This is a genomic window from Kordiimonas sp., assembly GCF_048264555.1.
GTDB lineage: Bacteria > Pseudomonadota > Alphaproteobacteria > Sphingomonadales > Kordiimonadaceae > Kordiimonas.
In genome coordinates this window covers 21,336-45,139 of sequence record NZ_JBLXCX010000008.1, presented here as the reverse complement: position 1 = coordinate 45,139, position 23,804 = coordinate 21,336, and the positions used below count along the sequence as shown (strand labels likewise).

Below are 23,804 nucleotides of genomic sequence, written 5' to 3'. Positions count from 1 at the left end.
ATGCTGAGCTCTCTTCCACACAGCGGCTGTTTAGGCGTCATTCTGGCGGGCGGCGCATCACGCCGTATGGGTCACGACAAAGCCACATTACCCTGGGGCAACAGCACGCTGCTCGATCATATGCGCGCTCTGCTCTTCAAGGCTGGTGTAGACCGCGTTGTCATACTCGGCAAACCGGATGTTGAAGATGGCGTGGCCGATGAAACGCCTTTTGCTGGGCCGGTCCCCGCCCTTCTGAGCTATCTGCGTGCTGCCGGCGCCGGACAGCGGCATGTTGTCGTACCTATCGATATGCCCTATCTGAGCCCGGCCCTGCTCGCACCGCTTGCATCAGTTACTCATTGGACAAGGTATGATGGTTACGTTTTCCCCTTCACCGCCATCGGGGGTGAAATAGTTTCAGGTAGCGGTCCGCGCTTACGTGATCTGCTCAGCGCAAACAAAGCAACGCTCCTGACTGTACCGGCCTTCGCGGACCGTGCTTTCCGTAACCTCAATCATCTGGGTGATCTCCCTTACAGCCATCCCGCTCACGCAAACGAAAGGTGCTGCCAATGAATGCGCAAGCCCCCATCCGCTCCGATACACTGGTTATGCAATCCTACACAGACAGCCTTGCGGCTATCTGTGATACGGCCGAGGTTTTAGCACCGCACCTGGTGCCTCTCTCCGCAGCCCTAGGGAAAGTGTTGGCTACTGATATCCACGCATCGATCGCGGTACCCAGTTTTGAGAATAGCGCGATGGACGGCTTCGCCTTTGCCTCCGCAGACGTAGCTGCGGCGTCGGAGGATGCGCCTGTGTCTCTCCTAGTCGTGGGCGCCAGCATTGCGGGGGATACGGCAGGTCTCTCCCATCTTGTGTCCGGGCGGGCAGCAAAGATCATGACGGGCGCACCCATGCCTGACGGCGCGGACACCGTGATGCCGGTCGAAGCCGCAAGCTGGGATCACGAAAACCTGACCTTCACAAGCCCATACCCGAAAGGCAGGCATGTCCGCCTTGTGGGGCAGGACATAGCGACAAACGATTTACTTCTCGAGGCTGGGACCCGAATCAAGGCCGCACACCTGCCCATGCTGTGCGCAAGTGGCGCTGCATCGGTGATGGTATTCGAAAGACCGAAGGCATGCTGGATAAGCACCGGGCAAGAAATCAGTGATGACTTCACCAAACCGCTTGCGCCCGGGCATATCTACAATGCTACCGCACTTTATGGGCAATCAGTGTGTGAGGACATGGGCGTCGAGTTTACCAACGCCACTACTGTGCGTGACACCCCGCAAGATTTCGCGGCAGCACTTGAAACCGCACTTGAAGGGGATGCCAACATCATCTTGTCCACCGGTGGTGTGTCGGCAGGGCAGTATGATTTTGTAAAACCGGTACTGGAAGATTTTGGTGCCCGCATCCACGTGCACCGAGTGCGGATAAAACCGGCAAAACCGATCCTTTTTGCAACTTTGCCCGGCGGTAAATATTTCTTCGGTCTGCCTGGCAACCCGATCTCGACTGCGCTGGCACTCGGAGCCTTTGTGAAGCCTTTCGCTCACTTGCTTTCTGGTGTCGCACATGAACGGTCGCTGGCAGCTCGGCTGACCAATGAGGTCCGCGGCGCTTCAGCTAAGACTACGTTCCTCATGGGCAAGCTCACCACAAATGAGACAGGACAACTACACGTGACCGCCGACGCAAGGCAACAGTCTTTCCAAACCGCGCCATTTGGACGCAGCGATGCCTGGATTGTTATCCCCGAGGGGGTGGATGCGGTAGCCAAAGGCGAGTTGGTGGACTGCATTCCCTTCACCTCAGCCATATGTGACAGGAGTTAGGCTTATGGAAACCAGTGCGCACTCGAATGCATATCAGGCCTACTTCCTCGGCCCCAAGGCAGAAAACGAAGCTTGGGTCAGAGCAGAGTTCCAAGCTACTCTTGACCACTGGTTCCATTGGCGAAAACAGCTTTTCACCAATGACCCAAGTGTATCCAGCCCCGAGGATCGACGGTCACCGGGCTACCTCAGAGCGAGGGAACGCATTAGTCAGGGCCTTGAGGAACTCAACGAGATGCTGAAGGCAGAAGTCCCTAAATTTCCACCGCGTTATATCGGCCATATGGTCTCGGAGCTGACGCTCCCGTCCTTACTTGGCCACTTTGCCATGCTGCTGCACAACCCCAATAACACAAGTCGTGACGCCTCCAACATCGGCTCAAAGGTCGAGGTAGAAGTTATTGCTATGCTGGCAAAAATGCTGGGGTTCAACCCAGCCCGGGCCACAGGCCATATAACCGGGGGCGGCACGGTTGCTAATTTCGAGGCTGTATGGCGCGCGCGCTTCCGCCAAGATCACTGGCTGAGCCTGGCGCTTTACCTCGCGGAAAATCGTGGTTTAACACTTGACCTGTTTGATGCCGCCCATATGGGCTGGAAACGCTTTGGCCAGTTGCTCTGTAAGCACAGTGTCCCAATTGACTCCCTAAAGCGCTGCAGCGCAGTGGCAAGCAACCCCTACCTCTTTGGCGAACGCATGACCCGCGCTTTCGGTATACCTTATCGTGGCCCAGTACTGCTGGTGCCAGAGAACAAGCATTTTTCCTGGACCAAGGCGGTAAATATTTTTGGTCTTGGTGAGGAGGCCTTCTGGCCTGTTCCCCTCGACGGCATGGGCAAGATGGACGTTGCCGCTCTGCAAAAGCTAATCGAAGTTGCCGAGCGCTCCAAACGGCCAATCATCATGGTCGTGAGCGTAGCCGGCACCACTGAGACCGGCGAAATTGACCCGATAGACCAGGTGCAAGGCATCCTGAATGCCCAGAAAGATCGCCGAGGCTGGGATATTTGGCATCATGTGGATGCGGCTTATGGTGGTTTCCTATGCACCCTCCTTCGGGGCGGTGCAAGTTCACAGGTGCTGAGCGTTTCTAACAGCGCCGCACTCAACTCGATTTCCGAGGTGCATTCGGTCACCATAGATCCGCACAAACTTGGCTATGTGCCCTATGCCTGCGGCGCCATCGTCACCCGCGACCACGAAGCCTATTCCGTCTCTGGATTCAAGGCCCCATACCTCGAACGCCAACAGGAAATGCCAGACAAATGGTCTACGACGCTTGAGGGCTCGCGCTCAGCAGCCGGTGCTGCTGCCACATGGCTGACTGGAAAAACGCTCGGCTTCAACCCGAAGGGGCTTGGTGCCGTGATCGAACAGACGATCCACGCCTGCCGGGCAGTGAAACAGAAGATCGAGAAAGCCATCCCTACAGCGCATATCCTCACCCCAGTCGAAACAAATATCATGTGTTTCTCTCTAACCACCAAGGCAAAATCACTGCGTGAAGCTAACAGGCTGACCAGCACTGTATTTCAAAAATTTGTCGATTGCCCGGACTTTTCAGTCTCAAAGACAACTCTTTCCATGAGCTCACATCACAAGGTTATCCAGCGTCATGTAGTCGGGTACGGAGGATCAATTGATGATGACCATCTGGTGTTGTTGCGTTGCGTCTTCATGAACCCCTTCTGGGCAGAAGAGGAAATTAGGGAACGGCTGAGCAATGAGTTCATACATCATATCAAAGCCTGGTCCAACGACGCCGATTTACAGCAGGCAGAACAGTCTTCGCCGTTGGCACGTGCCGAAAAAAACACGAAACTGGCATCATGACACATGGTGCCATCCATCCTCACGACAGATGGCCAGCTACCTGAACAACCAACCCCAATCTATCAAGGTAGGGTTGTCGATATATTTTTGTGGGTTGCTGACCACATCTTCAAGATAGCTCTTGTTCAGGCGCAGTACAGGCGCATCGCCAACCTCATGTCCTCGCTCTATATGGTCCTTATAAACAGTCACTTCACATGTTGAAACCGGCATTTCATCAACCAACACCAATTCAACGCCCCTGCCAGCCTGCGCTTCGCTGGCAGCCTGCCATATACGGTTATATGGAAACTGGTCGCAGCTGCGCGCCAAGGCTTCGTTACATATCTCTATATAGCGTTCGAGGTCATTCAGAGGTTTGCCACTATCTGATTGCTCTACCATCGGATATTCTCCCTTCCATGCACAGCTATACAACCACAGCCAGCGAAAAAGGCGCTTGAGCAGGATCAATTCTTGGAAACAATCTGCCCGGGGCATACAGACACCCCGGGCAGGATGGGTTCATCAATGAGAACCTCCACAAGAACCGCAGCAGATGCTGTCCGGCTGGGCCTCATTCATAGCCAGTTGACTACCCACTGCCGCTCTCGCTGGCATTTTATCATGAATGCCCGGCTGTATTGGCTGGTTCTCAAGCGGGCGCTGTTCACTACGGTCGAGGAGGCCCTTGATCACCTGCCACGCCACGGCGAGTGCCCCGATGATAAACACCACATCTCCAATGGTGCGTACCCAACGCAAAGTTTCGAGCAGATTGCTCTGCATGAAGCTCTCGCTACGGGCGTACCAAAGGCCTTCCGATGCACTGGCGACAAACTGGATGATACCAACGGGCAAAAGGCTGGTGAACAGCATGAGCACAAGCCCACCATTAAGGCCGTAGAAGGCAGTTTTCATCAGTTTCTCGTCAAAAACCATTGCCGGCCGGATATAACGCAGCACCAGAATGGCGAAACCAAGCGCAAGGAAGCCGTACACACCAAAGAGAGCGGCATGTGCGTGCGTGGCCGTGGTATTGAGACCTTGGATGTAATACAGCGCAATCGGCGGATTGATTGAAAAACCGAGGACGCCAGCCCCGAGCATATTCCAGAAAGCCACAGCGACAAAGAACATAAGCGGCCACTTGAGCTGGTCCATCCAGGGCGCACGGTTCCGAAGTTTCCAATGTTCCCAGGCCTCGTGCCCGAGCACGATGAGCGGCACCACTTCAAGTGCACTGAAAGTGGCCCCCACTGCCATTACCGGTGTTGTGGTGCCGGAAAAATAGAGGTGGTGGAAAGTGCCCGGTACACCGCCCAAGAGAAAGAGCGATGCAGATGCCAACGCCGCAATCGTGGCCAGACGTTTGGAGACAAGCCCCATGCTGCTGAAGATGAAAGCGAGTGCTGCCGTGGCAAAGACCTCGAAAAAGCCTTCGACCCACAAGTGCACTATCCACCAGCGCCAGTATTCCATCACTGAAATATGGGTACGCTCACCATAGAAAAAGCCAGCACCGTAAAAGAAACCGATAGCAACAACTGACGCGGTAAAGAGCGCCAGCAGGTGTTTGTCACCCGGCTGCATTAATGCTGGTACGATGGCACGCATCATCAGCACAAGCCACAGCACCACCCCGGTGAACTTGCCGATCTGCCATAGACGTCCAAGGTCGACGTATTCATAGCCCTGATGGCCGAGCCAGAAGTTCCATTCCGGCGGCATCACCTGCGCGATAGCGAGATAGTTGCCAATAAAGGACCCTGCGACCACTGCGATGAGAGCCCAGAAGAGAATATCCACGCCAAGTTTCTGGTATTTTGGGTCCTTGCCGCCATTGATAATGGGCGCAAGGAAGAGGCCGGCGGCAAGAAAACCGGTTGCGATCCAGAACAGAGCAGATTGGATGTGCCAAGTGCGCACAAGGGTATAGGGGAACCATTTTGATGTCTCAATGCCATAGAATCCTTGCCCTTCCACAGTATAGTGAGCTGTAAACCCTCCCAGGAAAACCTGAAAGACAAACAACGCCACGACAACAAAGAGATATTTGCCTAGCGCCCGTTGCGATGGTGTAAGCCGGAAGCTGGTCAGCGGGTCTTTGGCAGGGGCCGCAGGCTCCTCTTCATCCTGTCCACGCATGAAGGACCAAGCCCAGATGAGCCCACCCACACCAGCGATCAGCAGCACCACGCTCACAATGGACCACACGACATTCTCCGCCGTTGGCACATTTCCGACCAAGGGTTCGTGCGGCCAGTTGTTAGTATAGGTTGCGCCGTCCGGCGTACGCTCGGTTGACGCAGCCCATGCGGTCCAGAAGAAAAATTCTGTCAACCTTGCACGGCGGTCTGCGTCAGGAAGCGTGAGCTCCTTCATAGCATAACTTTCGCGGGTAGGCTGCAGTTCGGGCGAACCACCAAACAGCCGGTCATAATAGTTCGCGGTCCGTTCGATCGCCCGCTGGCGGCGCTGAGTGAGGACGAGCATGTCGCCTGCGGCATCATAAGTGTTGCTGCGGTAGGCCTGTTTCAACTCATACTGAAGATTGTTCTGCTGCGCACCCGACAGAGTTTCATAAGGCTTGCCATAGATATCCTGTGCAGCGAGCTCAAGCCAGGCCATCAACTCACGGTGCAACCAATCAGCCGTCCAGTCCGGCGCTTGGTACGCACCGTGCCCCCAGATGGAGCCAAGTTGCATACCGCCAACAGACTGCCACGCCGTTTGGCCATCAAGGATACTATCCTTGCTCATAAGCGGTGTGCCATCTTCCGTCACCACAAGACCTGGAATGGGGGGTGCCTCTCGGTATACTTCCCTGCCGAAGTACCCCAGGATGCCAAACGTAATGGCAAGAGTGGCTATAAGTATCCACCAGAGTCTGTAATATCTAGCCATGGTTGGGCCCTCCCTGATAGCGTGCGAACAAAACGTCGTTTTCTAGGTGAATATGTGCGTCAAGATCAGCCTTGAAGGCTTCAAGACCACTGTAGAGCGCGCGCCAGGTGTTGCAGGCACCGCGTGGTAACGTCAGGTTGTCGGTCAGCGCATCCATACGCGCGACTTCCTCCCGATGCCCCTCGTGCTCCATTAGCATGACCTGTATCGGCCCGCCGGCCATCATACCCTGCCCACCAGCCAGCAAAGGAAAGAGAATGCTTTCCTCCTTCTGCATATGCTGCTCAAGTTCCATTGCCATGCGGTGCAGGTGTTCGGTCAAGCCATGCGGGCACTCCTCCCGGTCGCCATGCACACTTTCTACCCGGTGCGCGAGCCGCTTCAGCTCCACAAGCTGCACGCGATGGACCTCATGGAAACGCTTCAGCAGGTATGCGATGATCTCGGCATCCTCCGCCTGCGTCCAGTCATGGTCCTGCTCTGTCTCCGGCCTCAGTCGCAACAACTCCGCCTCAAGCGCGTGACAGTCAAGTGATGCCTTTGATGCCGCTTCCCTGAGTGTGTGTTTGCCACCACAGCAGAAACTAAGGTTATAATGGTTGAATATCGCTGTAGCGCCAGGGAGCTCCTGAGCCAACTGTGCCAGCGATGTATCCAGCAGTGTCATTTTCTTCTCCTTTACCCTTCATGTCCGAAGCCAAGGGCGCAGTAATTGGTGATGTGTCTCGCTTTATAAAATGTATTTAACATACATCTTTAAAAGATGTAAAATATATGCATATTAAAAAGTCAAGAGGATAGACGATGAAAAGTACGATTCGATACATTTGGTCGCACCACCGCCGAGGCTTCTACCGCCTGCTGGCATTTGGGAGTTTCGCTCTTGGCATCACGGGCGCTTTCCTGCCGCTTTTACCTACAACACCTTTTCTGCTACTAGGCTTCTGGGGAGCGACACAAGCGGACTCGCGGTTCGCGCAATGGCTTGTCGCGCACCCCCGGCACGGAGCCGCGATCCGGCGCTGGCAACGGGAGCACAGCCTACCCATCGCGGCCAAACGACTGGCTTGGGCTATGCTGACGGTCAATTGGGTTGTTCTCTGGTATCTGGCCACGCCATGGCCCCTGCTCACGCTGTTGGCTGCCTTGTTCTTTTCTGTTTCGGTTTATCTGTACAGATTGCCAACAAGCAGCTCGTCAAAACCCGAAAGTGCCTGAACTATGCATATCACCCGCTATACAGACTATTCCCTTCGTGTCCTGATGTATCTCGCAGCCAACGATGACAAACTGGCCACAATTCGGGACATTGCGGAAAGTTATGACATCTCCAAAAATCACCTGATGAAGATCGTGCAGCAACTGAGCGCAAAAGGGTATATTGAGGCCACACGGGGCAAGAACGGTGGTATCAGGCTGGCATCTGCACCGAAGGAGATCAATATCGGTGAGCTAGTGCGGGATATAGAGCAAGGCTCACCACTTGTTGAATGCTTCGGACAAGATAATGTTTGTATCATCACTCCGGCCTGCCAGCTAAAGAGGGTGCTTGCCGAAGCGCTGGAGAGCTTTTTCGAAACGCTGGACCACTACAGCCTCGCCGACATGATCCCTCCTAAGCACAAGAGCCAATTGCAGGAGCTTCTGGACGCCGCTTTTTGAACTCGTTGATTTTACTCTCAGTTCTGTCTTATGGGGGCAAGTTCAAAAGGGGAGGACCTCTCAATCTGAGTGAGATCACATTGGGGAGCACGTCAGACTAACAAACACCCTCATATCTTCTGGTCAGCGTTGCGCTGCATCAGGACGCTGAACGTGGCATTGTCCCTCACATTATTTGTGTGCTGGTATTCGAGGGCTGACTATGAGACGGAGCGACATGTTCTTTTTGTCGCCTGCACCCGTGCACGCGCCGGGCTCCTCGTGAGCGGATTCGAGCCTGATTCGGAGTTTCTGGAGGACTTGAATAAGCCATATGCTCAGGCCAGATTTTCTGGGTCCGCAAACGAACTTATGTAAAGATCAATATACAACAGCGTATGGACATGCCCAGACCCTGTTGCAATCCATTAAAACGCGAAAAGGGCCACCCCAGCGCTCCGATTATAAATGGAAGTAGTGGCGAAGCATGTCACTGCTTCCAACAAATCGGAGACTATTCCTCAGCCATTACCTCATCAGTAGCCCTAATCCGTTGACCTCCTTCGATCGCGTGTAGATACACATCCAGAAGAGCTTCTTGCTCCTGGCGGTCAGCTTGGTCCATCTTGCGAACCCTAATTACCTGTCTTAGAATCTTAACATCGAAGCCTACGGCCTTTGCGCCCGCGTAGACCTCTTTGATATCCTCAGCAATACCCTTCTTCTCTTCTTCCAAACGCTCAATACGCTCTACAAAAGAACGAAGCTGCTCACCTGCGACACCACCTGCCTGTACTTGAACCATTATTCCACACCTTCATATCGATCTGTTTTGCCAGCTTGTAGCTGCATTTTACCTCCTCAACTCCGCTCATTAAAATGAGCGCAGTTTCGCAGGTCACATTTTTTTTGACACAATGGCTGACACAATTGTGTCAATCTAACTCTTTGAAAAACAAGAAATGGTACAGTTTAAACTGTATATTATTTGCCAACCGCTTTCGCACCCGCATAAACTTCCTTGATGTCCTCGGCGATGCCCTTTTTCTCTTCTTCCAAGCGCTCAATGCGTTCAATGAAAGAACGAAGCTGTTCACCAGCAACACCACCAGCCTGTACCTGTACCATCTATAAACTCCCTGACATCCTGTCGTCCTAGTGACGCTGTGAGGCGGCGACCTGTGGCCGCTCACATCCTGTTCACTCGCTTGCGCCGCACTCTAGCGGCGGTGTTATCCGAGTTCAATTGCATAATGGGCTGAAAATCACCCGCCCGGAAAAAATGGAGGGCGCCCTCCTCTCGGAAAGCACCCTCCTTCGCCGAACACTGACGAATAGTCTCGTTAGAACTGGGCCCTAACCCCTACATAGAAGGAACGCCCAACAATGTCGTAATGTGCAGGGTTGGTCACCTGCGGAGAAATGAAATCGAGCGGCGCCACAGGCGGGTCATTATCAAAGAGATTGTTGATCCCGGCATATAGCTCCAACTCGTCCCGCAGTTTATAGCGGCCCGAGATATCGACATATACTTCCGCGCCGATATTGTTGTCTTCATCCGAGAGCTGCTCAGGCCCCCAGAGGACATTATATTTGCCTGCCCCCACGTACCGGACGTTGGTGAAGAAACCGTATTTCTCGGTTTGGTAGGAAACATTGCCGCGCATCTTCCATTTAGGCAGACCAAAGACATTGGCCGCGCCAACATCACCGGCGTAGTTTTCTGCATTCGCGCCATCAGGTGCGATGTTCTTCTCATAAACATAACTACCGAGAAGCTTGAAGCTCAGGTCCGCGCCGTTGCTGAGCGGCAGGGCATATTGGGCTTCAAAATCCACACCACGCACCTCATAGGTACCGAGGTTGAGGAGTTTGTTGGTGATGGACGCGATTGTATTATCCGGCTGAAAGGAGACAAGGCTACAGAAGTCATTGTCGCCCGCGTAACACCCCTCAACAATCGCACGGCTGGAGATCGACTGGATCGCATCGCTGATGCCGATGTCATACCAGTCAACAGAAAGGCGCAGGCCCTCAAGCCAGTTTGGTGAGTACACGAGCCCAAAGGTTTTGGTGAGGGCGCGTTCTTCCTGCAGGTCTGTGTTCCCCGTGTTCAGGATCTGGGTGAAATCAACATTCCCGGTGAAGGGGTTTTCAATGTTTTCAAACAGCAACAGGGTTTTCAGGAACACCTCGCCAATGCTGGGCGCCCGGATATCCCGCGAGATTGTGCCGCGCAGGCGCAATTCTTCAAACGGGTCGAAGGTAAGCCCTGCCTTCCAGGTCAGGACCGTGCCGCTCGTGCTATAGTCCGTATAGCGGAGCGCACCGTTGAAGGTAAGCGACTGTCCTGCATCTGTATTCAGAAGAGGCACAAGCACCTCACCAAATGCCTCTTTCACATCATAGCTACCTTCAAGCGGCTGCGCGTTGGTGATCAGGAACTGTGCCTGCTCCGAAAGGTCATCAACCTCACGCTTGAGAGATTCTTTCCGGTATTCAACACCGAAAGCGGTCGAGACGGGGCCAGCCCATCCTTCAAACACATCACCATTCACTGTGGCGGCCACGACATCCTGCCGAAGCCGAGTGTCCGAGATGCTAGTACCCGTTACATAATCAATCGCAGCCTGGCTAGGCGAGCCGGAACCAAAAAGATTGATGGGCACACAGTTCGGGTTTTGGCCGCTGAGCGCGGATGCACAAATGGGCGCGCCGGTGGTGGGGTCGGTCACCACATCCGCCGCCAAACTCAAGTTACCGGGGATCAGGTTGTTGGTTTGCTGGTTCGAGAAATCAACCCGGCCATACTGATAGTATACATCCCACGTCCAGTCGTTTGAGAAAGCACCATCAAAACCGGTCACCAGACGGAAATTCTGCGTCTTGCTCACAGACGTGATTGGGCCAAACTCGGCATTGGTGCGGTAAAGGCTGAGCGTATCAACGCCAGATGCATCCATCTCTGCCTGCACACTTGCGGGCAGGTAGGGGTTGCCTGAGCGAATGGTCTGCCCGAAGATGAACGAGTCGATCAGCGCCCCCTCAGACGCAGACTGCCCCGCACTGCCTTCAAAATAGAAGTTGATGTCTTCTGTAAGCTCATAATTGAAAGCCGCGAGGATGTTCTTGCGCTCAAGCGGAATATAGAGGGCCGTATTATCCCCATGGTAGGTACCGCTGCCGCCGGTCATGAACACGCCGCCGATAACATCGCCAAGCTCACGCGGCACAGCAGTGCCATTTGGCAGGAACTCAAGGTTTCCGAGTGCGGTGCCGTTCGGCAGCGTTACACCGTTTGGTGACGCCAAAAACAGTTTCACGTCAGACGCGAACATGCTGGCAGGAATACCGTCATTCGGGCCCGTATCATCAGGGTTGGCGATGATGCCCCAGTGCTCAGCAGACCAGTCGCGGGCACGAGAATCCGGGATACCGCTATTGTCGTTATAGTCGGCAGCGATAAGCACGTGACCTCGGCCATCCGCCACATCGGCCCCAAAGGCCATCGACAGGCGATAGTTCTCGTTATCACCCTCTTCAGAGACGCCGTACTGGGCTTCTACCTTCAAGCCCTCAAGCTGGTTGTCATAGACAATATCCACAACGCCGGAGATCGCGTCAGACCCCCATGCGGCGGACGCACCACCGGTCACCACTTCAATGCGGCTAACCGCAAGCGTCGGCACGATATTGATATCAACCACACCAAATTCATCTGTAGGCACGTGACGGCGGCCGTTGACCAGAACTAGGTTACGGTTTCCGCCCAAACCGCGAAGGTCGAGCACATTGGTCGCACTGCCGCGTGAGTTCAACACAGTAGCCGTGGGGGTAACGGTGCCGGTAAAGCCAGGCAACTCATTGACAATATCCGCCACATTGGTGGCTCCCCGCGCCTGCATATCCTCAGACCCGAGCACCGTAACAGGTGTCGGTGCTTCAAAGCCCGATTTTTTAATGCGGGACGAACTAACAACAATTTCTTCAAACTCTGGTGCCGCCGCTTCCGATACATTTTCTTGCGCCGTCGCGGGCAACGCACTTATAAGAGCCAGGCTTGAAACAGCCCCAAAAATGGCTCCTCCCTTCAAATAATGCTTCACCATTATTCCCTCCGATATCTGATTGTTTATACGGTATCGTTGTCCCTTTTTTCAGCTTTATTTTATTTTTTGGCTGAATTGTTATATCAATAAAGCTGCCTTGTAAATCATTATAGCAATATTAACTCAGTTAAAATTTGAAAAATGCCATGGAAAATATTTTTGGGTTTTGCGAAGCGGTACGTTGCTCTAGTGGTCTAGGAGGGGACTACAATGACTAAAGGGGGGAGCCAGATGGCTATTGCGGGGCCGGAGGCAAACAGGGATCCGTCGCAGCAATCGGATACCGAGGCAGCATATGAGCTGGTGATGGATGCTATCGTCACCCAGAAGCTCGCGCCGAGCCAGAAAGTGTCAGAGAATATCTTTACCGAGAAGTTCGGCATCAGCCGGGCTATTTCAAGAAACCTGATCGAGCGCCTTATCGCACGGCATTTTCTGGTGTCCGTTTCGCCGCGGATCACCGTCGTCGCGCCGCTGACACTTCTCGAGATCAAACAAAGTTTCACACTCAGGAAGATACTGCTGCCAGAGATATTCGCGCTTGCGGCACCAAAGGTGAACTACCCTGCCCTTCATGCGCTGAATGAGCGTATCCACGGCATGCTGCCACCCAAGGACGATGCTGCGGCGCTCGAAGTCCTGAAGCTGAACAAACAGCTTAATGAGATGTTGTGTGAGCAGGCGGGATACCCGCAGATGCTGGATTGGGCGCGCCAGCTTGAGCTTACCGCCATGCGCATATACTGGCTCTACATCAAGGTCACCAACTCATTCTTCTATTCCAGAGAACAGACGGAGATGAGCATCAACGTGCTGCAAAGCGAAGACCCGGCCCGGATCAAGCGGGTTATGTATGACCTTCTCAGCCAAACGGAAGAGCGCATTTTAAACACGGTATTTTCACATAAACAGTTCAACACCCAGGACCTGATTGTGTGACGCGCAGGCTGTCTGATGCTCAGGCCTGATTAGCTGCGCGCCAGCTTGTTTTTGGCGACGCTGATTTCCATGCGCCGCAACTGCTCATCCGTCGCGGGCATTTGGTGTTTCTCTTTATATTCGTCATAGGGCATGCCGTAGATGCGCTCACGCGCCTCGTCTTTGCTGATCTCCACGCCCATTTCTTCCGCGGCTTCCTTGTACCAATCAGAAAGGCAGTTGCGGCAAAACCCGCCATAGCCCATCAGGTCGATATTCTGTACGTCGCTGCGTTCACGGAAATGCTGCACCAGCCTGCGGAACACAGCTGCTTCCAGTTTCTCGTCTGTCGTATCGCTCATTTTATTCTCCTTCTAATAGTGACGGATGCTGGCCACGTCCTCGCGGTGCATGCATTCATCCAGAATGTCAGCGAGAAGCGCCGCCCATTCGGTGGTCATCGCATCGGTCGCAAGCAGGTCCTGGCGCACTTCAATCGTTGTTTGCGGCAAGCCATGGTCCGCCCCGTGGCGCTGCATGGTATAATAAAGATCACGGCCTGAATACGGCAGGTTATCGCCGACCGTCAGGTCTGTCTCTCGCTCCAGCATGCCGATCATGGCTTGCGCGAGGCGGGGGTCCTTGTTCCAAAGGAAACCCGCATGCCACGGGCGAGCCTTACCGCTCATCTCCGGTGTAAAACTGTGCATGCCGACCACAAGCGGTACTTTCCCGGCCTTCAGATGGGCGCTGACTAGCGCGGCGCACGCCTCATGAAACGGTGTGTAATAGGCGTCCTTCCGGGCGGCGACCGCGCGAGCGCTCAGGTCACGGTTTGCGGGGATGGTAATGCCGTCGCTTGCTGGCGGCACCAGCGTTTTATGGTCCGGCTCCCGGTTGCAATCAATGAGCAGGCGCGAAACCGGCGCGAGCACACCAGCAACCCCCATCATATCACATATCTTGCGGGTAACCTCCGCCGCGCCAATATCCCATGCGATGTGCTTCTCAAGGTCAGCCCTTTCAAGCCCAAGGTCGGCATAGTCGGCGGGGATAAAATTGGTTGCGTGGTCACACAGCACAATCACGCCGCCAAGCGCATCCGCGTTCAGGATTTTTGGTTTCAAGATTTGGCTCTGGACAGCGGAATCATTCATAGGGTACACCGGGCACGCACGTGAAGCTTTGGTTTCAAAGCGAAAAATGCTGGACGTGACGTGAGCGATCACGCAGCATGTGCCCTGAAACCTAATGATCTGACCAACCAAGTCAACATTTCATCGTGCTCGCTCCATACTGCTCAGGGAGGCAATCTTGACGTCCGAAACTCTTTCCGCAGCGCGCCGCCGGAAAACCCGTATTGTTGCGACCCTCGGGCCGGCGAGTTCCAGCTATGAACGCATCAAAGAGCTGTTCATCGCCGGTGTGGATGTTTTCCGCCTCAACATGAGCCACGGCGAGCACAAGGATAAAGAAGCGCTGGTGCACACGATCCGCGCGGTTGAGCGTGAGTGTGGCCGTCCTATCGCAATCCTTGCTGACCTTCAGGGCCCAAAACTGCGTATCGGCCTTTTTGAAGACGGCAAAACCGAACTGAAACAGGGACAGGCCTTCAAGCTCGACCTTGTTGACCAGCCGGGCGACAACCAGCGGGTTTACCTGCCGCACAAAGAGATTTTTGACGCGCTTGAAGTTGGCACCCATATCCTGCTGGATGACGGCAAGATCCGCCTTGAAGTGGAAACGGTTGAAGCCAACAAGGCCAACTGCCGCGTGATTGTGGGCGGTGTGCTTTCAGACCGCAAGGGCGTGAACGTACCAAACGCCGTGTTGCCGCTCGCGGCCCTCACCCCAAAAGACCGCAAGGATCTCTCCTTCGCGCTTCAGTGCGGCGTGGACTGGATCGCCCTTTCGTTTGTGCAGCGCGGCGCAGATGTGGCGGAAGCCAAAAAGCTGGTCGGCAAAAAAGCCGCCGTGATGGCCAAGATTGAGAAGCCCGCAGCCGTGACCGCGCTTGATGAGATTATCGAGCTGGCGGACGGTGTGATGGTTGCCCGTGGCGACCTGGGTGTGGAGGAGCCGGTTGAGAATGTGCCCGGCATCCAGAAACAGATCGTGCGGGCTGCACGGCAGGCGGGCAAGCCTGTTGTTGTGGCAACGCAGATGCTCGAATCGATGATCAAATCCCCCGTGCCAACCCGCGCGGAGGTATCCGACGTGGCAACAGCGGTGCTGGACGGCGCGGACGCTGTGATGCTCTCGGCCGAATCAGCCGTGGGAGATTACCCGATTGAGGCCGTGCAGGTGATGGACCGTGTGGCCATCCGCGTTGAGCATGAGCCTAACTACCGCATGAGCGGTAGCGACGACCGCACAAATCCAAACTCCACCACCGAAGACGCCATCACCGCTGCCGCGCGGCAGGTGGCACGCACCGTGGGGGCAAAAGCAATTGTGACCTTCACAACTTCGGGCGCCACAGCGCTGAGGGCCGCCCGCGAACGGCCTGAGGCGGAAATCCTCACGCTTACGCCGCGCCTTGCTGTTGCACGCCGCCTTGCCATTGTGTGGGGCATGCGCACGGTTAAAACCAAAGATGTTGGCAGCTTTGAAGAAATGGTCGGCAAAGCGAAGCGCATGGCGCTGAGGACGGGTGTGGTGAAGGCGGGTGACCGTATCGTTGTCACCGCTGGCGTGCCCTTTGGCACACCGGGCGCCACCAACGTGCTTCACATCGCGTGGATCAGCGGCAGCGAGCTAAACTAGCTTAGCTCGCCCTTATCAATAAAGAAAACCTTTGGCGCGCAGATTGGCTTCCAGCTTGTCTGCGCCCGTGAAGTGATGCCCGATCATACCTATGTGTTCAGCCGCCTGCACATTCTCAAGCCGGTCATCAATATAGACCGTGTGTTCAGGCTCCAGCCCGAAGCGGTCGATCGCTAGCTGGAAGATACGCGGGTCGGGTTTCACAAGCCCTTCCGCGCCAGAGACCACTACACCGCCAAAGAGGTCTGTGAACGCATAGTCACGGCAAAACAGCGGCCATTTCTCGGCCGAGAAATTTGTAAGCCCAAAACACGGCATACCCTGCTCGCTCAAACGTTCCAGCACACTCACCGTGCCGCCTATCAATGGGCCGATGGTATCACCCCAGCGTTCGTCAAACGCCTGAATAAGGTCTTCATACTCAGGGAACCGGGCTGAGAGGATACGCACACCTTCCGCAAACGGACGACCACGGTCATGCTCCGTGTGCCACTCAAGGGTCACCACCTCGGAGAGGAAACGTTCAAGCTCTGCTGCATCATGGATAAGCTCTCGGTAGAGGAACCGTGGGTCCCACTCAACAAACACGTTGCCGATATCAAATAGTACCGATTTGCCTGCGTGCGTCATGTATCCCCCATACGACTAAGCCGCGCAACTCTACCGGAGAGTGCGCGGCTGAATCAATAACCTTGAGGCTATGCTGACGAGCCTGAGCTCTAAGCTTAGCTTGAGGCTTAACCTTGGCGTGCTTTAAAGCGACGTTGCGTCTTGTTGATCACGTAGATCCGGCCTTTGCGGCGAATCACACGGCAATCGCGGTGACGGCTTTTCAAAGACTTCAAGCTGTTACGAATTTTCATGGCTCGTCTCACTACAAACCGGCTCTAAAATACTTTTCCCCTGCCACGCCAGCCGGCGCCATGGCACACAAGGGTGGGAACGACGAATCCGTCATTCCTCGAATCCATTGGCGGCGGAACATACTGGCGAGGTGCCGGGCTGTCAATAGCAAGAGGCGGTTTTTGCTGCCTTTTTGCATTGGGCGGGATTGGCACAAAAAATAGAGGCGTCCCCCATGCCCGGTGGGACGCCCCAAATTTCCCCCGTTAGATAGCGGGGGTAGTCCGCTCACGCCTGTGCGTCAGTGAAGTTATACTACCAAAATGAGACTGTCTTGTCATGGGAATAAAGCGTCATAAAGGCTGACCCTTTAAGAGAAAGCCGCCATGGCCGCCAATTGGCATTGACCATAGAGTGGCCACGCTGTAGGCAAACATGTCACGAAAAAGCACCACACACGCACGAGGGAGCGAGAAGGTCATGCTTATCACCAGCCAGTTCGATAGCGGCAATATCGAAGTGATCAAAGGCGACGATCCATCAGACATTCGCCTGAATATTCGTAAAGACAGCAATTCCGATTTTTACCAGTGGTTTCATTTCCGCCTCTCTGGTGTTGCAGACACGCCGTGCAAACTAACGATTGAGAACGCAGGCGGCTCCGCTTATGTGCCGGGCTGGGAAAACTACAAGGTTTGCGCATCCTACGACCGGGAAAGCTGGTTCCGGATTGATACAAGCTTTGACGGCCAGAAGCTCTCATGGAACGTGGAACCTGAGCAGGACAGCCTCTATTTCGCGTATTTCGCGCCCTACTCTATGGATCGTCACGCCGACCTGATTGCTGAGGTTTCCGGCTCACCGCTTGTGCGCACGAGCGTGCTTGGCCATACCCTTGATGGACAGGACATGGACCTCGTTGAGGTCGGCTTCGGCCCGGAAGGCCGCAAGAAGATATGGATGGCTGCCCGCCAGCACCCCGGCGAGACCATGGCCGAGTGGTGGATGGAAGGTGCGCTGGATTATCTTCTGGATGAAGACAACCCGGTTGCCCGTGCGCTGCTCGATAAAGCGCATTTCTACATTGTGCCAAACATGAACCCGGACGGCTCACGCCGCGGCAACCTGCGCACAAACGCTGCTGGCGCCAACCTGAACCGTGAGTGGAATTGTGCGACGATGGAGCGCAGCCCAGAGGTTTACCTCGTGCGCGAGAAGATGCACGAGACCGGTGTGGACTTCCACCTTGATGTACACGGTGATGAAAACCTGCCCTATAACTTTATCGCTGGCTTTGAAGGTATTCCGTCCCTCACGGAAAAGCAGAGCAAGCTTCTCGCCATGTATCAGGATTTGCTGTGCGTTATCTCGCCCGATTTCCAGCAGGAACATGGCTATGATACCGATGAGCCCGGCACGGCCAACCTCTCCATGTGCACGAACTATATGGCGGAGACCTTTGGTTGCCTCGCCATGACGCTGGAGATGCCGTTCAAGGATAATGACGACCTGCCGGACCTTGAATATGGCTGGTCGCCTGAGCGCTGCCGCCATTTGGGTCGTGCGTGCATTGATACGCTCGCGCAGATGATCGACGAGCTCTAGCTATACAAAAACGATGGAACTGTTATAGTTTTTCTGCCGATTGACGCTGAACCATGTGCGGAGCATAGGGGCCGGTTCAGTATTTTTGGAGAAAATCTATCATGACTAAACTGTCTGGACACTTCCTTCGGGCGGCGGTGATATATGCTGTGCTCGGTATGGTGATGGGCATCCATATGGCTTCATCACACGACCATAGCCAGATGCCCACCCACGCTCACCTTATGTTGCTGGGTTGGGTATCTATGGCGCTTTATGGTGTCATCTACCGGGGTTTTGGTGACATTGAAGTGAGCAAACTGATGGTGGCACACAAATGGCTGGCACACCTTGGCCTCATCGGTATGGTGGTGGCGCTTTATTCAATGTTTGCAGGATTTCCCGGAATAGAACCGCTGGCGGGCATATCATCGATCGTTGTTCTGGTGGCGATGATCCTGTTTGCGGTGATTGTGTTTAAGAACACTGAAACATAAAAAACCGGGGCATAACGATAAGCCGCATGGATATAGTCCATGCGGCATCTTTTCTCTCAGTCACCGTCGAAGCTGCACAGGCTCACAACCCGTTCACAGCGGGCCTTGAGCTTTGTGCTACCGCCAAGGTCTGGCAGGTCCACCACAAAGGCGCAACCAACTACGTCGCCACCCTGCCGGTCGATAAGCGCAAGCGCTGCGTCTACCGTGCCACCCGTGGCGATCAGGTCATCAACCACAAGGATACGGTCGCCTGGCGCAAGGGCGTCAAGATGCATCTCAAGTGTGGCCTCGCCATATTCAAGTGAATAGCTTTCCGCGATGGTTTGCTCAGGCAACTTGCCTTCCTTGCGGATGGGAATAAAGCCTGCGCCCAACCGGTGTGCAATGGCACCCCCAAGCACAAACCCACGCGCTTCAATCGCTGCGACTTTCTGGACCTTGTCATTCTTGAATGCCGCGACAATGGCATCAACCGCATGCCGAAAAGATGCCGGGTTCCCCAGAAGTGTTGTGACATCCCGGAACTGAATACCCTCTTTCGGGAAATCAGGAACCGTGCGGATATAGGACTTCAAGTCCTTCATATATAACCTCTTGCCAGATTGGACTAGGAGGCCAGATTACGCTTCCCGAGCGCCTTGAACAAGAAAAGAGCGATAAAAGCACCAATGAATTGCATCGCAATAAAGGGCCATACATCCGAGGGGGCGATGCCAGAGAAGGTATTGGTCATGGACCGTGCGATTGTCACCGCGGGATTTGCGAAGCTCGTGCTGGCCGTAAACCAGTAACCTGCTGTGATATAAAGCCCCACAGCATAGGGCACTGCATCAGGGCGCGCGCGCAGTGTGCCAAGGATCGCGAGCAATAGCCCGAAGGTGGCAACCGCCTCGCTGATCCACTGGCCTGTACCGGTGCGGATATGAAGGGAGGTTTGGATAAGTGCTTGGTCAAACATGGCATGCGCGAGCACAACCCCCAGCACCGCACCAATGATCTGCACCCCAATATAGGCCGCTGCCTGCTGCCTTGAGACCTCACCTTTCGCGAGGAATACAAGGGTAACCGCCGGGTTGAAATGCGCGCCGGAGATGGGGCCAAAAGCAAGGATCAGCACAATCAGGATAGCCCCTGTTGCCGCCGTGTTCCCCCAGAGTGCAACAGCTGCATTACCCGCCGCGAGTGTTTCCCCCATGATGCCGGAACCCACCACGGTTGCGAGCAGCATGATGGTGCCCACAAGTTCCGCCAACAGTTTTTGGTGCATTGCCACCGTGCCCTCCCGATCAGTCATTGTTTGCCGCCGCCATCAAACGGGCCTTAAGTTCCTGCGGCGAAATTGCAGTGGTGTCTGTGGCGACGAGCACCTGCATAAACTGGTCAATCTCATCATAAACTTCACTGAAAACGGCGAGTATCTCTTCATCTGTTCCGGTAGCTGCTGCAGGGTCACGGTAGCCTGAGTGTATCTGCACCGGCGCACCTGACCAGATAGGGCATGTCTCCCCGGCGGCGTTTGAGCATACCGTGATAACCAGATCCATTTCGGGTGCACCGGCCCCTGCAAACTCATCCCAGCTTTTTGAGCGAAAACCGGCGGTGTCGTATCCCTTGCTCGCGAGGAGCTTCAAGGCATAAGGGTTCACCTTACCTGCGGGCTTACTACCGGCACTAAAAGCCTCAAAGCGACCCGCACCGCGCCGGTTCAGGATTGCTTCCGCAAGCACTGACCGCGCCGAATTTCCGGTACACAAGATCAATACTCTGTAAGGGGATTGGGTCACGCTTAAAATTCCTTATTTCCAGAATTATGGATTCTTTTATACATAAATGATGATGACCGCAAGATGACAAGACCGTCAACGCCCACTAGGGTATGCGTAACATCACACCTGAGGAAGCGTTAGGCCAAATGCTCATTGAAGACTTCATGATGTGGTTACAGTCTTTCGCGGCTGAGCCCCTACAGCTTACGCTGGCGCTGATGGCGCTATCGCTGTTTTTTGACACCGCCGCCGTGATCGCAGCTGGCATTATGGTCGGTGCTGGGCTTCTTGGCGGCATTGCCACGACCGCAGCGCTGACCACAGCCATCCTGGCGGGTGACTGCGCTGTTTATCTATTTGGCTATATGACCAAGGAACTGCCATGGGCTGCCCGGTGGCTACCCGCGAAGGGCATGGCCAAACTTGAGGCCTGGATCACGCCAAAACAGACGAGTGTTTTATTGCTGTCACGCGTTATCCCGGGCACGCGCAGCATAGTCTATCTGGTGTTTGGCTACCTGCACCTGTCGCCCACGCGTTTTATCACCGTCGCGGGCCTTGGCGGCGCAGTGTGGTGCACAGTTATCATGATTGTGGTGAGCCGGACCGGAGAGTTTTTCGCGGCAGATGGATGGCTTGTCAGTACCATCGCGGGTGTTATAGCGGCGGGGCTCATACTCATCCCAATACGCATACTCGCGAATAAAAGTGACCATGCCGCCATACTAAAACAGGTGGATCGTTAGACCCACCTGAGAGCGCGATAGACCAGTGCCTTTCAGTGGCTACCGGTACGGTTTATTGCAATGTCATTTTCTTTGAGTATGCGAAATATACGTTGGGCAGATGTTTTGCCATACCCCGCTTTTTGGATGAGTGCCAGAAGCGCACGCAACTCACCTTGTTCAAGCACGGCCCGCACCTCGCCCAGCGTTACACCAGCTTCTATCGCCAGTGCGCTACCAAGGAACTGAAAACTACCCCGCTCAACCATCTCCAGCGTCAGCATTTCAGACAAACGGCCCTGCTTCTTCAAATCCACCACATACCCATGCACCTGGGCTGGCCCAGCCTGCGCAATCTGTCGCCACAGTGTTTCATTCTGGGTTTTAAAGAGCAGCTCTCCCACCACCTGGTCTGGCAGGGCATAATTGCTCAAAAGAACCTGACGACACTGCTCGGACACGAGGGCGATTATTCGCTCCGCCACCGCGATGGGCAGGTCTTCACGGTGCGCCATCGCATCCATCACGCCCTGCTCTATTGAGAAGCGCTGCAGCGTCTTGTCACAAATCTCGCCCGTGATCTTGATATTGATGTTCTTCATCACATAGGTGACGGTTTTACCGGAGCCGCTGGCGACAAGCGCAAGCGCTGTCTGCTCGCCAATATCGCTGCGGCGCGCGAGCCGAATATGCGCATGCTCTTCAAGATGAGGGATCAGGCCTGCCCACTGGCTATCGCTCAGGGCAAATGTAGTTTCCACAAAAGCACCAGAGACGCTTTCCACATCGCTTGCGATGCGCGCGGCCAAATCTTGCGGCAAATGCCGACAAAGACGAAGTTCAAACGCCAGGGTCTCACGCACCTGAACGCTAAGGTCCTGCGCCAGCGCCCGCGCAATATTTGTCGCGGCCTCTACTTCTTCCGTATTTCTTCCCTCTGAACTCAGGAAACGCGAAACACGCTGCGCCAACACCACCTTTTCTAGGCGATCCGCGTTGACCAGGTTGCCAAGGGCCAAACTCATCACTTTTTCGACTCCAATATAATTCCCACACCATTTTCTATGGCAGCGGATATTCTGGCACCCAAGTCTTATTATTTAATCAATTAATCCGTAAAATTTTCATTAATTGCTCGTGGTTTTGGGGTGCATTCCAACCAGTACAAACAGAGCTTCACACTGTTGCCAGCTCACAAAAAAATACCCCGCAAAACATGCTTGCAGGGTAAAGGAGAATGACACCAAGCAGTATCAGGCGACGGCATCCTTTTGGGCGCTGTCTTCGTCCTTCTTGATTGGTGTCACATTGCTGGTTTTGCTGTAGAATTTTTTCGCGAGCTGCAGGAAACGCGGCGCCATGGATTTGCTCACATTCGCCATTTGCATCAAGCGCACAAACGCGGCCGGGTCCTCAAGCGAGAGTATTTCGCGAATACGACCAAGCGGCAGCCCTGCCTCCAGCGCCAGCGAGCTTTCCATAAAACTTGGGCAACCACGCCCAGTAATCTCGATCACCAGAAGGTAATTGAGGCGGCGGTCGTTCCTGAGGTCGGTAACAAAAGCATGAATTTGGGTCGGGCTCGCGTTTTTGAGCTGCGTCCACAGAACTTCAATCTTGCTGTCTTCCGCCATCTTTGAAGCGATGCCCTGATCAACGGCATAATGCTCGATCAGCATTTCGCGGCAATGATCGGATACATTGTTGATAATGCGTTCAACAACCTTGAGCGGCAGGTCAGCGCGGGCGCCAAGGTGGTCCATCATGCGGCGATTATCACCAAACCGGTCCACCACCTTATCACAGGCCACTTCAGCGAGGGTGAGGTTGTCGTTCCGCACAAGCGACGTTACCGTCGGCTCCTGACCCACGGTCGCCAGTTTGGCTTGCACAGAATCACTGAGGTCCTTCCGGCGCGCCACAACCACAAGGCTGGGCTCCTTGAGGCCGGGGATAAGCTTAAGCCATTCCTTATCGGTAAACACCATGGTCTCGCCAAGGAAAGCGCCTGAGACGCTCTCTACATCATGGGCGATCTTTTCGGCCAGATCAGTCGCAAGCACTTTGCATTTACGCAGTTCATAAGCCAACACCTCACGCACCTGCGCGCTGACATCCTGCGCCAGAACACGCGCAACATTCTCTACCGTTGCGCGTTCTTCCTGCACCTGTTCCGCAACAAGAAATTGGCCCACCCGCTTCGCGAGCGCCATTTTTTCCAGTTTTACAGTATCAATCAGCATGGTGATGTCCGTTGTACTCAATGAAATAGCCTTCTGGTGCCTGAAGGTTCTACTGCAACTATACTGGCCTGATATTGGCAGTATCTCACGCATTCCTAAGCTTTTCGTCAAGGAATGGCTAAAATGTTAACTAAAATTGAGAGATCACCGATACAAC

Annotated in this window: 24 protein-coding genes and 1 pseudogene; 10 read left to right on the top strand and 15 right to left on the bottom strand. The window is 54.5% G+C overall.

The genetic code is table 11. The features are described from left to right. Genes ACN0XZ_RS16900 through ACN0XZ_RS16890 form a run of 3 tightly spaced genes read left to right on the top strand, consistent with a single transcriptional unit; the run spans position 1 to position 3,666 of the window. Entirely contained in the window at positions 1-558 is a 558-nt protein-coding gene (locus ACN0XZ_RS16900) for a molybdenum cofactor guanylyltransferase (protein WP_417458979.1), read from the top strand. Continuing rightward, positions 555-1,832 (top strand): gephyrin-like molybdotransferase Glp, encoded by a 1,278-nt coding sequence (glp, locus tag ACN0XZ_RS16895; protein ID WP_417458978.1) that lies wholly within the window; start codon positions 555-557, stop codon positions 1,830-1,832. The genes ACN0XZ_RS16900 and glp overlap by 4 nt, the downstream gene beginning before the upstream one ends. A gap of 4 nt (positions 1,833-1,836) precedes the next feature. Continuing rightward, a complete protein-coding gene (locus tag ACN0XZ_RS16890) occupies positions 1,837-3,666 on the top strand; it encodes a pyridoxal phosphate-dependent decarboxylase family protein (RefSeq protein ID WP_417458977.1) in 1,830 nt (609 codons plus the stop codon). 36 nt (positions 3,667-3,702) lie between these two features. On the opposite strand, the gene ACN0XZ_RS16885 is transcribed toward ACN0XZ_RS16890, so the two are convergent. From ACN0XZ_RS16885 to ytfE, 3 genes are read right to left on the bottom strand one after another with little or no spacing between them, the layout of a single operon-like run. Further along, the gene (locus ACN0XZ_RS16885; protein ID WP_417458976.1) at positions 3,703-4,146 is read right to left on the bottom strand and encodes a hypothetical protein; all 444 of its coding nucleotides are present in this window, start codon (positions 4,144-4,146) and stop codon (positions 3,703-3,705) included. A gap of 27 nt (positions 4,147-4,173) precedes the next feature. Next, positions 4,174-6,552 carry a nitric-oxide reductase large subunit gene (locus ACN0XZ_RS16880; RefSeq protein ID WP_417458975.1) on the bottom strand — a complete coding sequence of 793 codons (2,379 nt, stop codon included), beginning with the start codon at positions 6,550-6,552 and terminating at the stop codon, positions 4,174-4,176. After that, a complete protein-coding gene (gene ytfE, locus ACN0XZ_RS16875; RefSeq protein ID WP_417458974.1) occupies positions 6,545-7,219 on the bottom strand; it encodes an iron-sulfur cluster repair protein YtfE in 675 nt (224 codons plus the stop codon). The genes ACN0XZ_RS16880 and ytfE overlap by 8 nt, the downstream gene beginning before the upstream one ends. A gap of 137 nt (positions 7,220-7,356) precedes the next feature. On the opposite strand from ytfE, the gene ACN0XZ_RS16870 reads away from it, so the two are divergent. Continuing rightward, entirely contained in the window at positions 7,357-7,770 is a 414-nt protein-coding gene (locus ACN0XZ_RS16870) for a DUF454 family protein (protein ID WP_417458973.1), read from the top strand. Between the two features lie 3 nt (positions 7,771-7,773). Then, positions 7,774-8,214: an RrF2 family transcriptional regulator gene (locus tag ACN0XZ_RS16865; protein WP_417458972.1), complete on the top strand. Its 441-nt coding sequence runs from the start codon at positions 7,774-7,776 to the stop codon at positions 8,212-8,214. 493 nt (positions 8,215-8,707) lie between these two features. Here the strand turns inward: ACN0XZ_RS16865 and ACN0XZ_RS16860 are convergent, their stop codons facing one another. The 3 genes and pseudogenes from ACN0XZ_RS16860 to ACN0XZ_RS16850 all read right to left on the bottom strand — a co-directional run bounded on the left by ACN0XZ_RS16860 (position 8,708) and on the right by ACN0XZ_RS16850 (position 12,302). Continuing rightward, complete coding sequence (locus ACN0XZ_RS16860; protein WP_417458971.1) at positions 8,708-8,998, bottom strand: DUF2312 domain-containing protein; 291 nt, start codon at positions 8,996-8,998, stop codon at positions 8,708-8,710. Between the two features lie 185 nt (positions 8,999-9,183). Continuing rightward, a pseudogene (locus ACN0XZ_RS16855) lies at positions 9,184-9,321 on the bottom strand (GapR family DNA-binding domain-containing protein); the annotation flags it as partial. Positions 9,322-9,536: 215 nt separating this feature from the next. Then, entirely contained in the window at positions 9,537-12,302 is a 2,766-nt protein-coding gene (locus tag ACN0XZ_RS16850; RefSeq protein WP_417458970.1) for a TonB-dependent receptor, read from the bottom strand. 210 nt (positions 12,303-12,512) lie between these two features. Here ACN0XZ_RS16850 and ACN0XZ_RS16845 point away from each other — a divergent pair, with 210 nt between their 5' ends. Further along, entirely contained in the window at positions 12,513-13,241 is a 729-nt protein-coding gene (locus tag ACN0XZ_RS16845; protein WP_417458969.1) for a GntR family transcriptional regulator, read from the top strand. 29 nt (positions 13,242-13,270) lie between these two features. Here the strand turns inward: ACN0XZ_RS16845 and ACN0XZ_RS16840 are convergent, their stop codons facing one another. Beyond that, a complete protein-coding gene (locus ACN0XZ_RS16840; protein WP_417458968.1) occupies positions 13,271-13,582 on the bottom strand; it encodes a DUF1244 domain-containing protein in 312 nt (103 codons plus the stop codon). Positions 13,583-13,594: 12 nt separating this feature from the next. Further along, a complete protein-coding gene (locus ACN0XZ_RS16835) occupies positions 13,595-14,347 on the bottom strand; it encodes an N-formylglutamate amidohydrolase (protein WP_417458967.1) in 753 nt (250 codons plus the stop codon). A 187-nt stretch (positions 14,348-14,534) separates the two neighbouring features. Here ACN0XZ_RS16835 and pyk point away from each other — a divergent pair, with 187 nt between their 5' ends. Then, positions 14,535-15,986, top strand: a complete 1,452-nt coding sequence (gene pyk, locus ACN0XZ_RS16830) for a pyruvate kinase (protein ID WP_417458966.1) — start codon at positions 14,535-14,537, stop codon at positions 15,984-15,986. Positions 15,987-16,001: 15 nt separating this feature from the next. On the opposite strand, the gene ACN0XZ_RS16825 is transcribed toward pyk, so the two are convergent. Then, positions 16,002-16,616, bottom strand: a complete 615-nt coding sequence (locus ACN0XZ_RS16825) for an HAD family hydrolase (protein ID WP_417458965.1) — start codon at positions 16,614-16,616, stop codon at positions 16,002-16,004. A gap of 107 nt (positions 16,617-16,723) precedes the next feature. Next, entirely contained in the window at positions 16,724-16,849 is a 126-nt protein-coding gene (gene ykgO / locus ACN0XZ_RS16820; protein ID WP_020401326.1) for a type B 50S ribosomal protein L36, read from the bottom strand. A 460-nt stretch (positions 16,850-17,309) separates the two neighbouring features. Here ykgO and ACN0XZ_RS16815 point away from each other — a divergent pair, with 460 nt between their 5' ends. Then, on the top strand, positions 17,310-18,434 hold the full coding sequence (locus ACN0XZ_RS16815) for a M14-type cytosolic carboxypeptidase (protein ID WP_417458964.1): 1,125 nt from the start codon (positions 17,310-17,312) through the stop codon (positions 18,432-18,434). Between the two features lie 101 nt (positions 18,435-18,535). Then, positions 18,536-18,910 carry a hypothetical protein gene (locus tag ACN0XZ_RS16810; protein WP_417458963.1) on the top strand — a complete coding sequence of 125 codons (375 nt, stop codon included), beginning with the start codon at positions 18,536-18,538 and terminating at the stop codon, positions 18,908-18,910. 56 nt (positions 18,911-18,966) lie between these two features. On the opposite strand, the gene ACN0XZ_RS16805 is transcribed toward ACN0XZ_RS16810, so the two are convergent. Genes ACN0XZ_RS16805 through ACN0XZ_RS16795 form a run of 3 tightly spaced genes read right to left on the bottom strand, consistent with a single transcriptional unit; the run spans position 18,967 to position 20,697 of the window. Next, entirely contained in the window at positions 18,967-19,497 is a 531-nt protein-coding gene (locus tag ACN0XZ_RS16805) for an adenine phosphoribosyltransferase (RefSeq protein WP_417458962.1), read from the bottom strand. A gap of 23 nt (positions 19,498-19,520) precedes the next feature. Continuing rightward, positions 19,521-20,180 (bottom strand): MIP/aquaporin family protein, encoded by a 660-nt coding sequence (locus ACN0XZ_RS16800; protein ID WP_417459033.1) that lies wholly within the window; start codon positions 20,178-20,180, stop codon positions 19,521-19,523. Between the two features lie 19 nt (positions 20,181-20,199). Further along, positions 20,200-20,697, bottom strand: a complete 498-nt coding sequence (locus ACN0XZ_RS16795) for an arsenate reductase ArsC (RefSeq protein ID WP_417458961.1) — start codon at positions 20,695-20,697, stop codon at positions 20,200-20,202. A gap of 128 nt (positions 20,698-20,825) precedes the next feature. Here ACN0XZ_RS16795 and ACN0XZ_RS16790 point away from each other — a divergent pair, with 128 nt between their 5' ends. Next, complete coding sequence (locus ACN0XZ_RS16790; protein WP_417458960.1) at positions 20,826-21,425, top strand: DedA family protein; 600 nt, start codon at positions 20,826-20,828, stop codon at positions 21,423-21,425. Between the two features lie 32 nt (positions 21,426-21,457). On the opposite strand, the gene ACN0XZ_RS16785 is transcribed toward ACN0XZ_RS16790, so the two are convergent. Both ACN0XZ_RS16785 and ACN0XZ_RS16780 read right to left on the bottom strand, forming a co-directional pair. Then, positions 21,458-22,429, bottom strand: a complete 972-nt coding sequence (locus ACN0XZ_RS16785; protein ID WP_417458959.1) for a DUF2336 domain-containing protein — start codon at positions 22,427-22,429, stop codon at positions 21,458-21,460. A 228-nt stretch (positions 22,430-22,657) separates the two neighbouring features. After that, positions 22,658-23,668: a DUF2336 domain-containing protein gene (locus ACN0XZ_RS16780; RefSeq protein WP_417458958.1), complete on the bottom strand. Its 1,011-nt coding sequence runs from the start codon at positions 23,666-23,668 to the stop codon at positions 22,658-22,660. Positions 23,669-23,804 lie beyond the last annotated feature (136 nt).

Bases quoted from the DNA above. Each gene is read 5' to 3' on its own strand.
- ACN0XZ_RS16900 (WP_417458979.1), top strand. From the start codon at position 1: ATGCTGAGCTCTCTTCCACACAGCGGCTGTTTAGGCGTCATTCTGGCG.
- glp (WP_417458978.1), top strand. From the start codon at position 555: ATGAATGCGCAAGCCCCCATCCGCTCCGATACACTGGTTATGCAATCC.
- ACN0XZ_RS16890 (WP_417458977.1), top strand. From the start codon at position 1,837: ATGGAAACCAGTGCGCACTCGAATGCATATCAGGCCTACTTCCTCGGC.
- ACN0XZ_RS16885 (WP_417458976.1), bottom strand. From the start codon at position 4,146: ATGCCCCGGGCAGATTGTTTCCAAGAATTGATCCTGCTCAAGCGCCTT.
- ACN0XZ_RS16880 (WP_417458975.1), bottom strand. From the start codon at position 6,552: ATGGCTAGATATTACAGACTCTGGTGGATACTTATAGCCACTCTTGCC.
- ytfE (WP_417458974.1), bottom strand. From the start codon at position 7,219: ATGACACTGCTGGATACATCGCTGGCACAGTTGGCTCAGGAGCTCCCT.
- ACN0XZ_RS16870 (WP_417458973.1), top strand. From the start codon at position 7,357: ATGAAAAGTACGATTCGATACATTTGGTCGCACCACCGCCGAGGCTTC.
- ACN0XZ_RS16865 (WP_417458972.1), top strand. From the start codon at position 7,774: ATGCATATCACCCGCTATACAGACTATTCCCTTCGTGTCCTGATGTAT.
- ACN0XZ_RS16860 (WP_417458971.1), bottom strand. From the start codon at position 8,998: ATGGTTCAAGTACAGGCAGGTGGTGTCGCAGGTGAGCAGCTTCGTTCT.
- ACN0XZ_RS16850 (WP_417458970.1), bottom strand. From the start codon at position 12,302: ATGGTGAAGCATTATTTGAAGGGAGGAGCCATTTTTGGGGCTGTTTCA.
- ACN0XZ_RS16845 (WP_417458969.1), top strand. From the start codon at position 12,513: ATGACTAAAGGGGGGAGCCAGATGGCTATTGCGGGGCCGGAGGCAAAC.
- ACN0XZ_RS16840 (WP_417458968.1), bottom strand. From the start codon at position 13,582: ATGAGCGATACGACAGACGAGAAACTGGAAGCAGCTGTGTTCCGCAGG.
- ACN0XZ_RS16825 (WP_417458965.1), bottom strand. From the start codon at position 16,616: ATGACGCACGCAGGCAAATCGGTACTATTTGATATCGGCAACGTGTTT.
- ykgO (WP_020401326.1), bottom strand. From the start codon at position 16,849: ATGAAAATTCGTAACAGCTTGAAGTCTTTGAAAAGCCGTCACCGCGAT.
- ACN0XZ_RS16815 (WP_417458964.1), top strand. From the start codon at position 17,310: ATGCTTATCACCAGCCAGTTCGATAGCGGCAATATCGAAGTGATCAAA.
- ACN0XZ_RS16810 (WP_417458963.1), top strand. From the start codon at position 18,536: ATGACTAAACTGTCTGGACACTTCCTTCGGGCGGCGGTGATATATGCT.
- ACN0XZ_RS16805 (WP_417458962.1), bottom strand. From the start codon at position 19,497: ATGAAGGACTTGAAGTCCTATATCCGCACGGTTCCTGATTTCCCGAAA.
- ACN0XZ_RS16800 (WP_417459033.1), bottom strand. From the start codon at position 20,180: ATGCACCAAAAACTGTTGGCGGAACTTGTGGGCACCATCATGCTGCTC.
- ACN0XZ_RS16790 (WP_417458960.1), top strand. From the start codon at position 20,826: ATGCTCATTGAAGACTTCATGATGTGGTTACAGTCTTTCGCGGCTGAG.
- ACN0XZ_RS16785 (WP_417458959.1), bottom strand. From the start codon at position 22,429: ATGAGTTTGGCCCTTGGCAACCTGGTCAACGCGGATCGCCTAGAAAAG.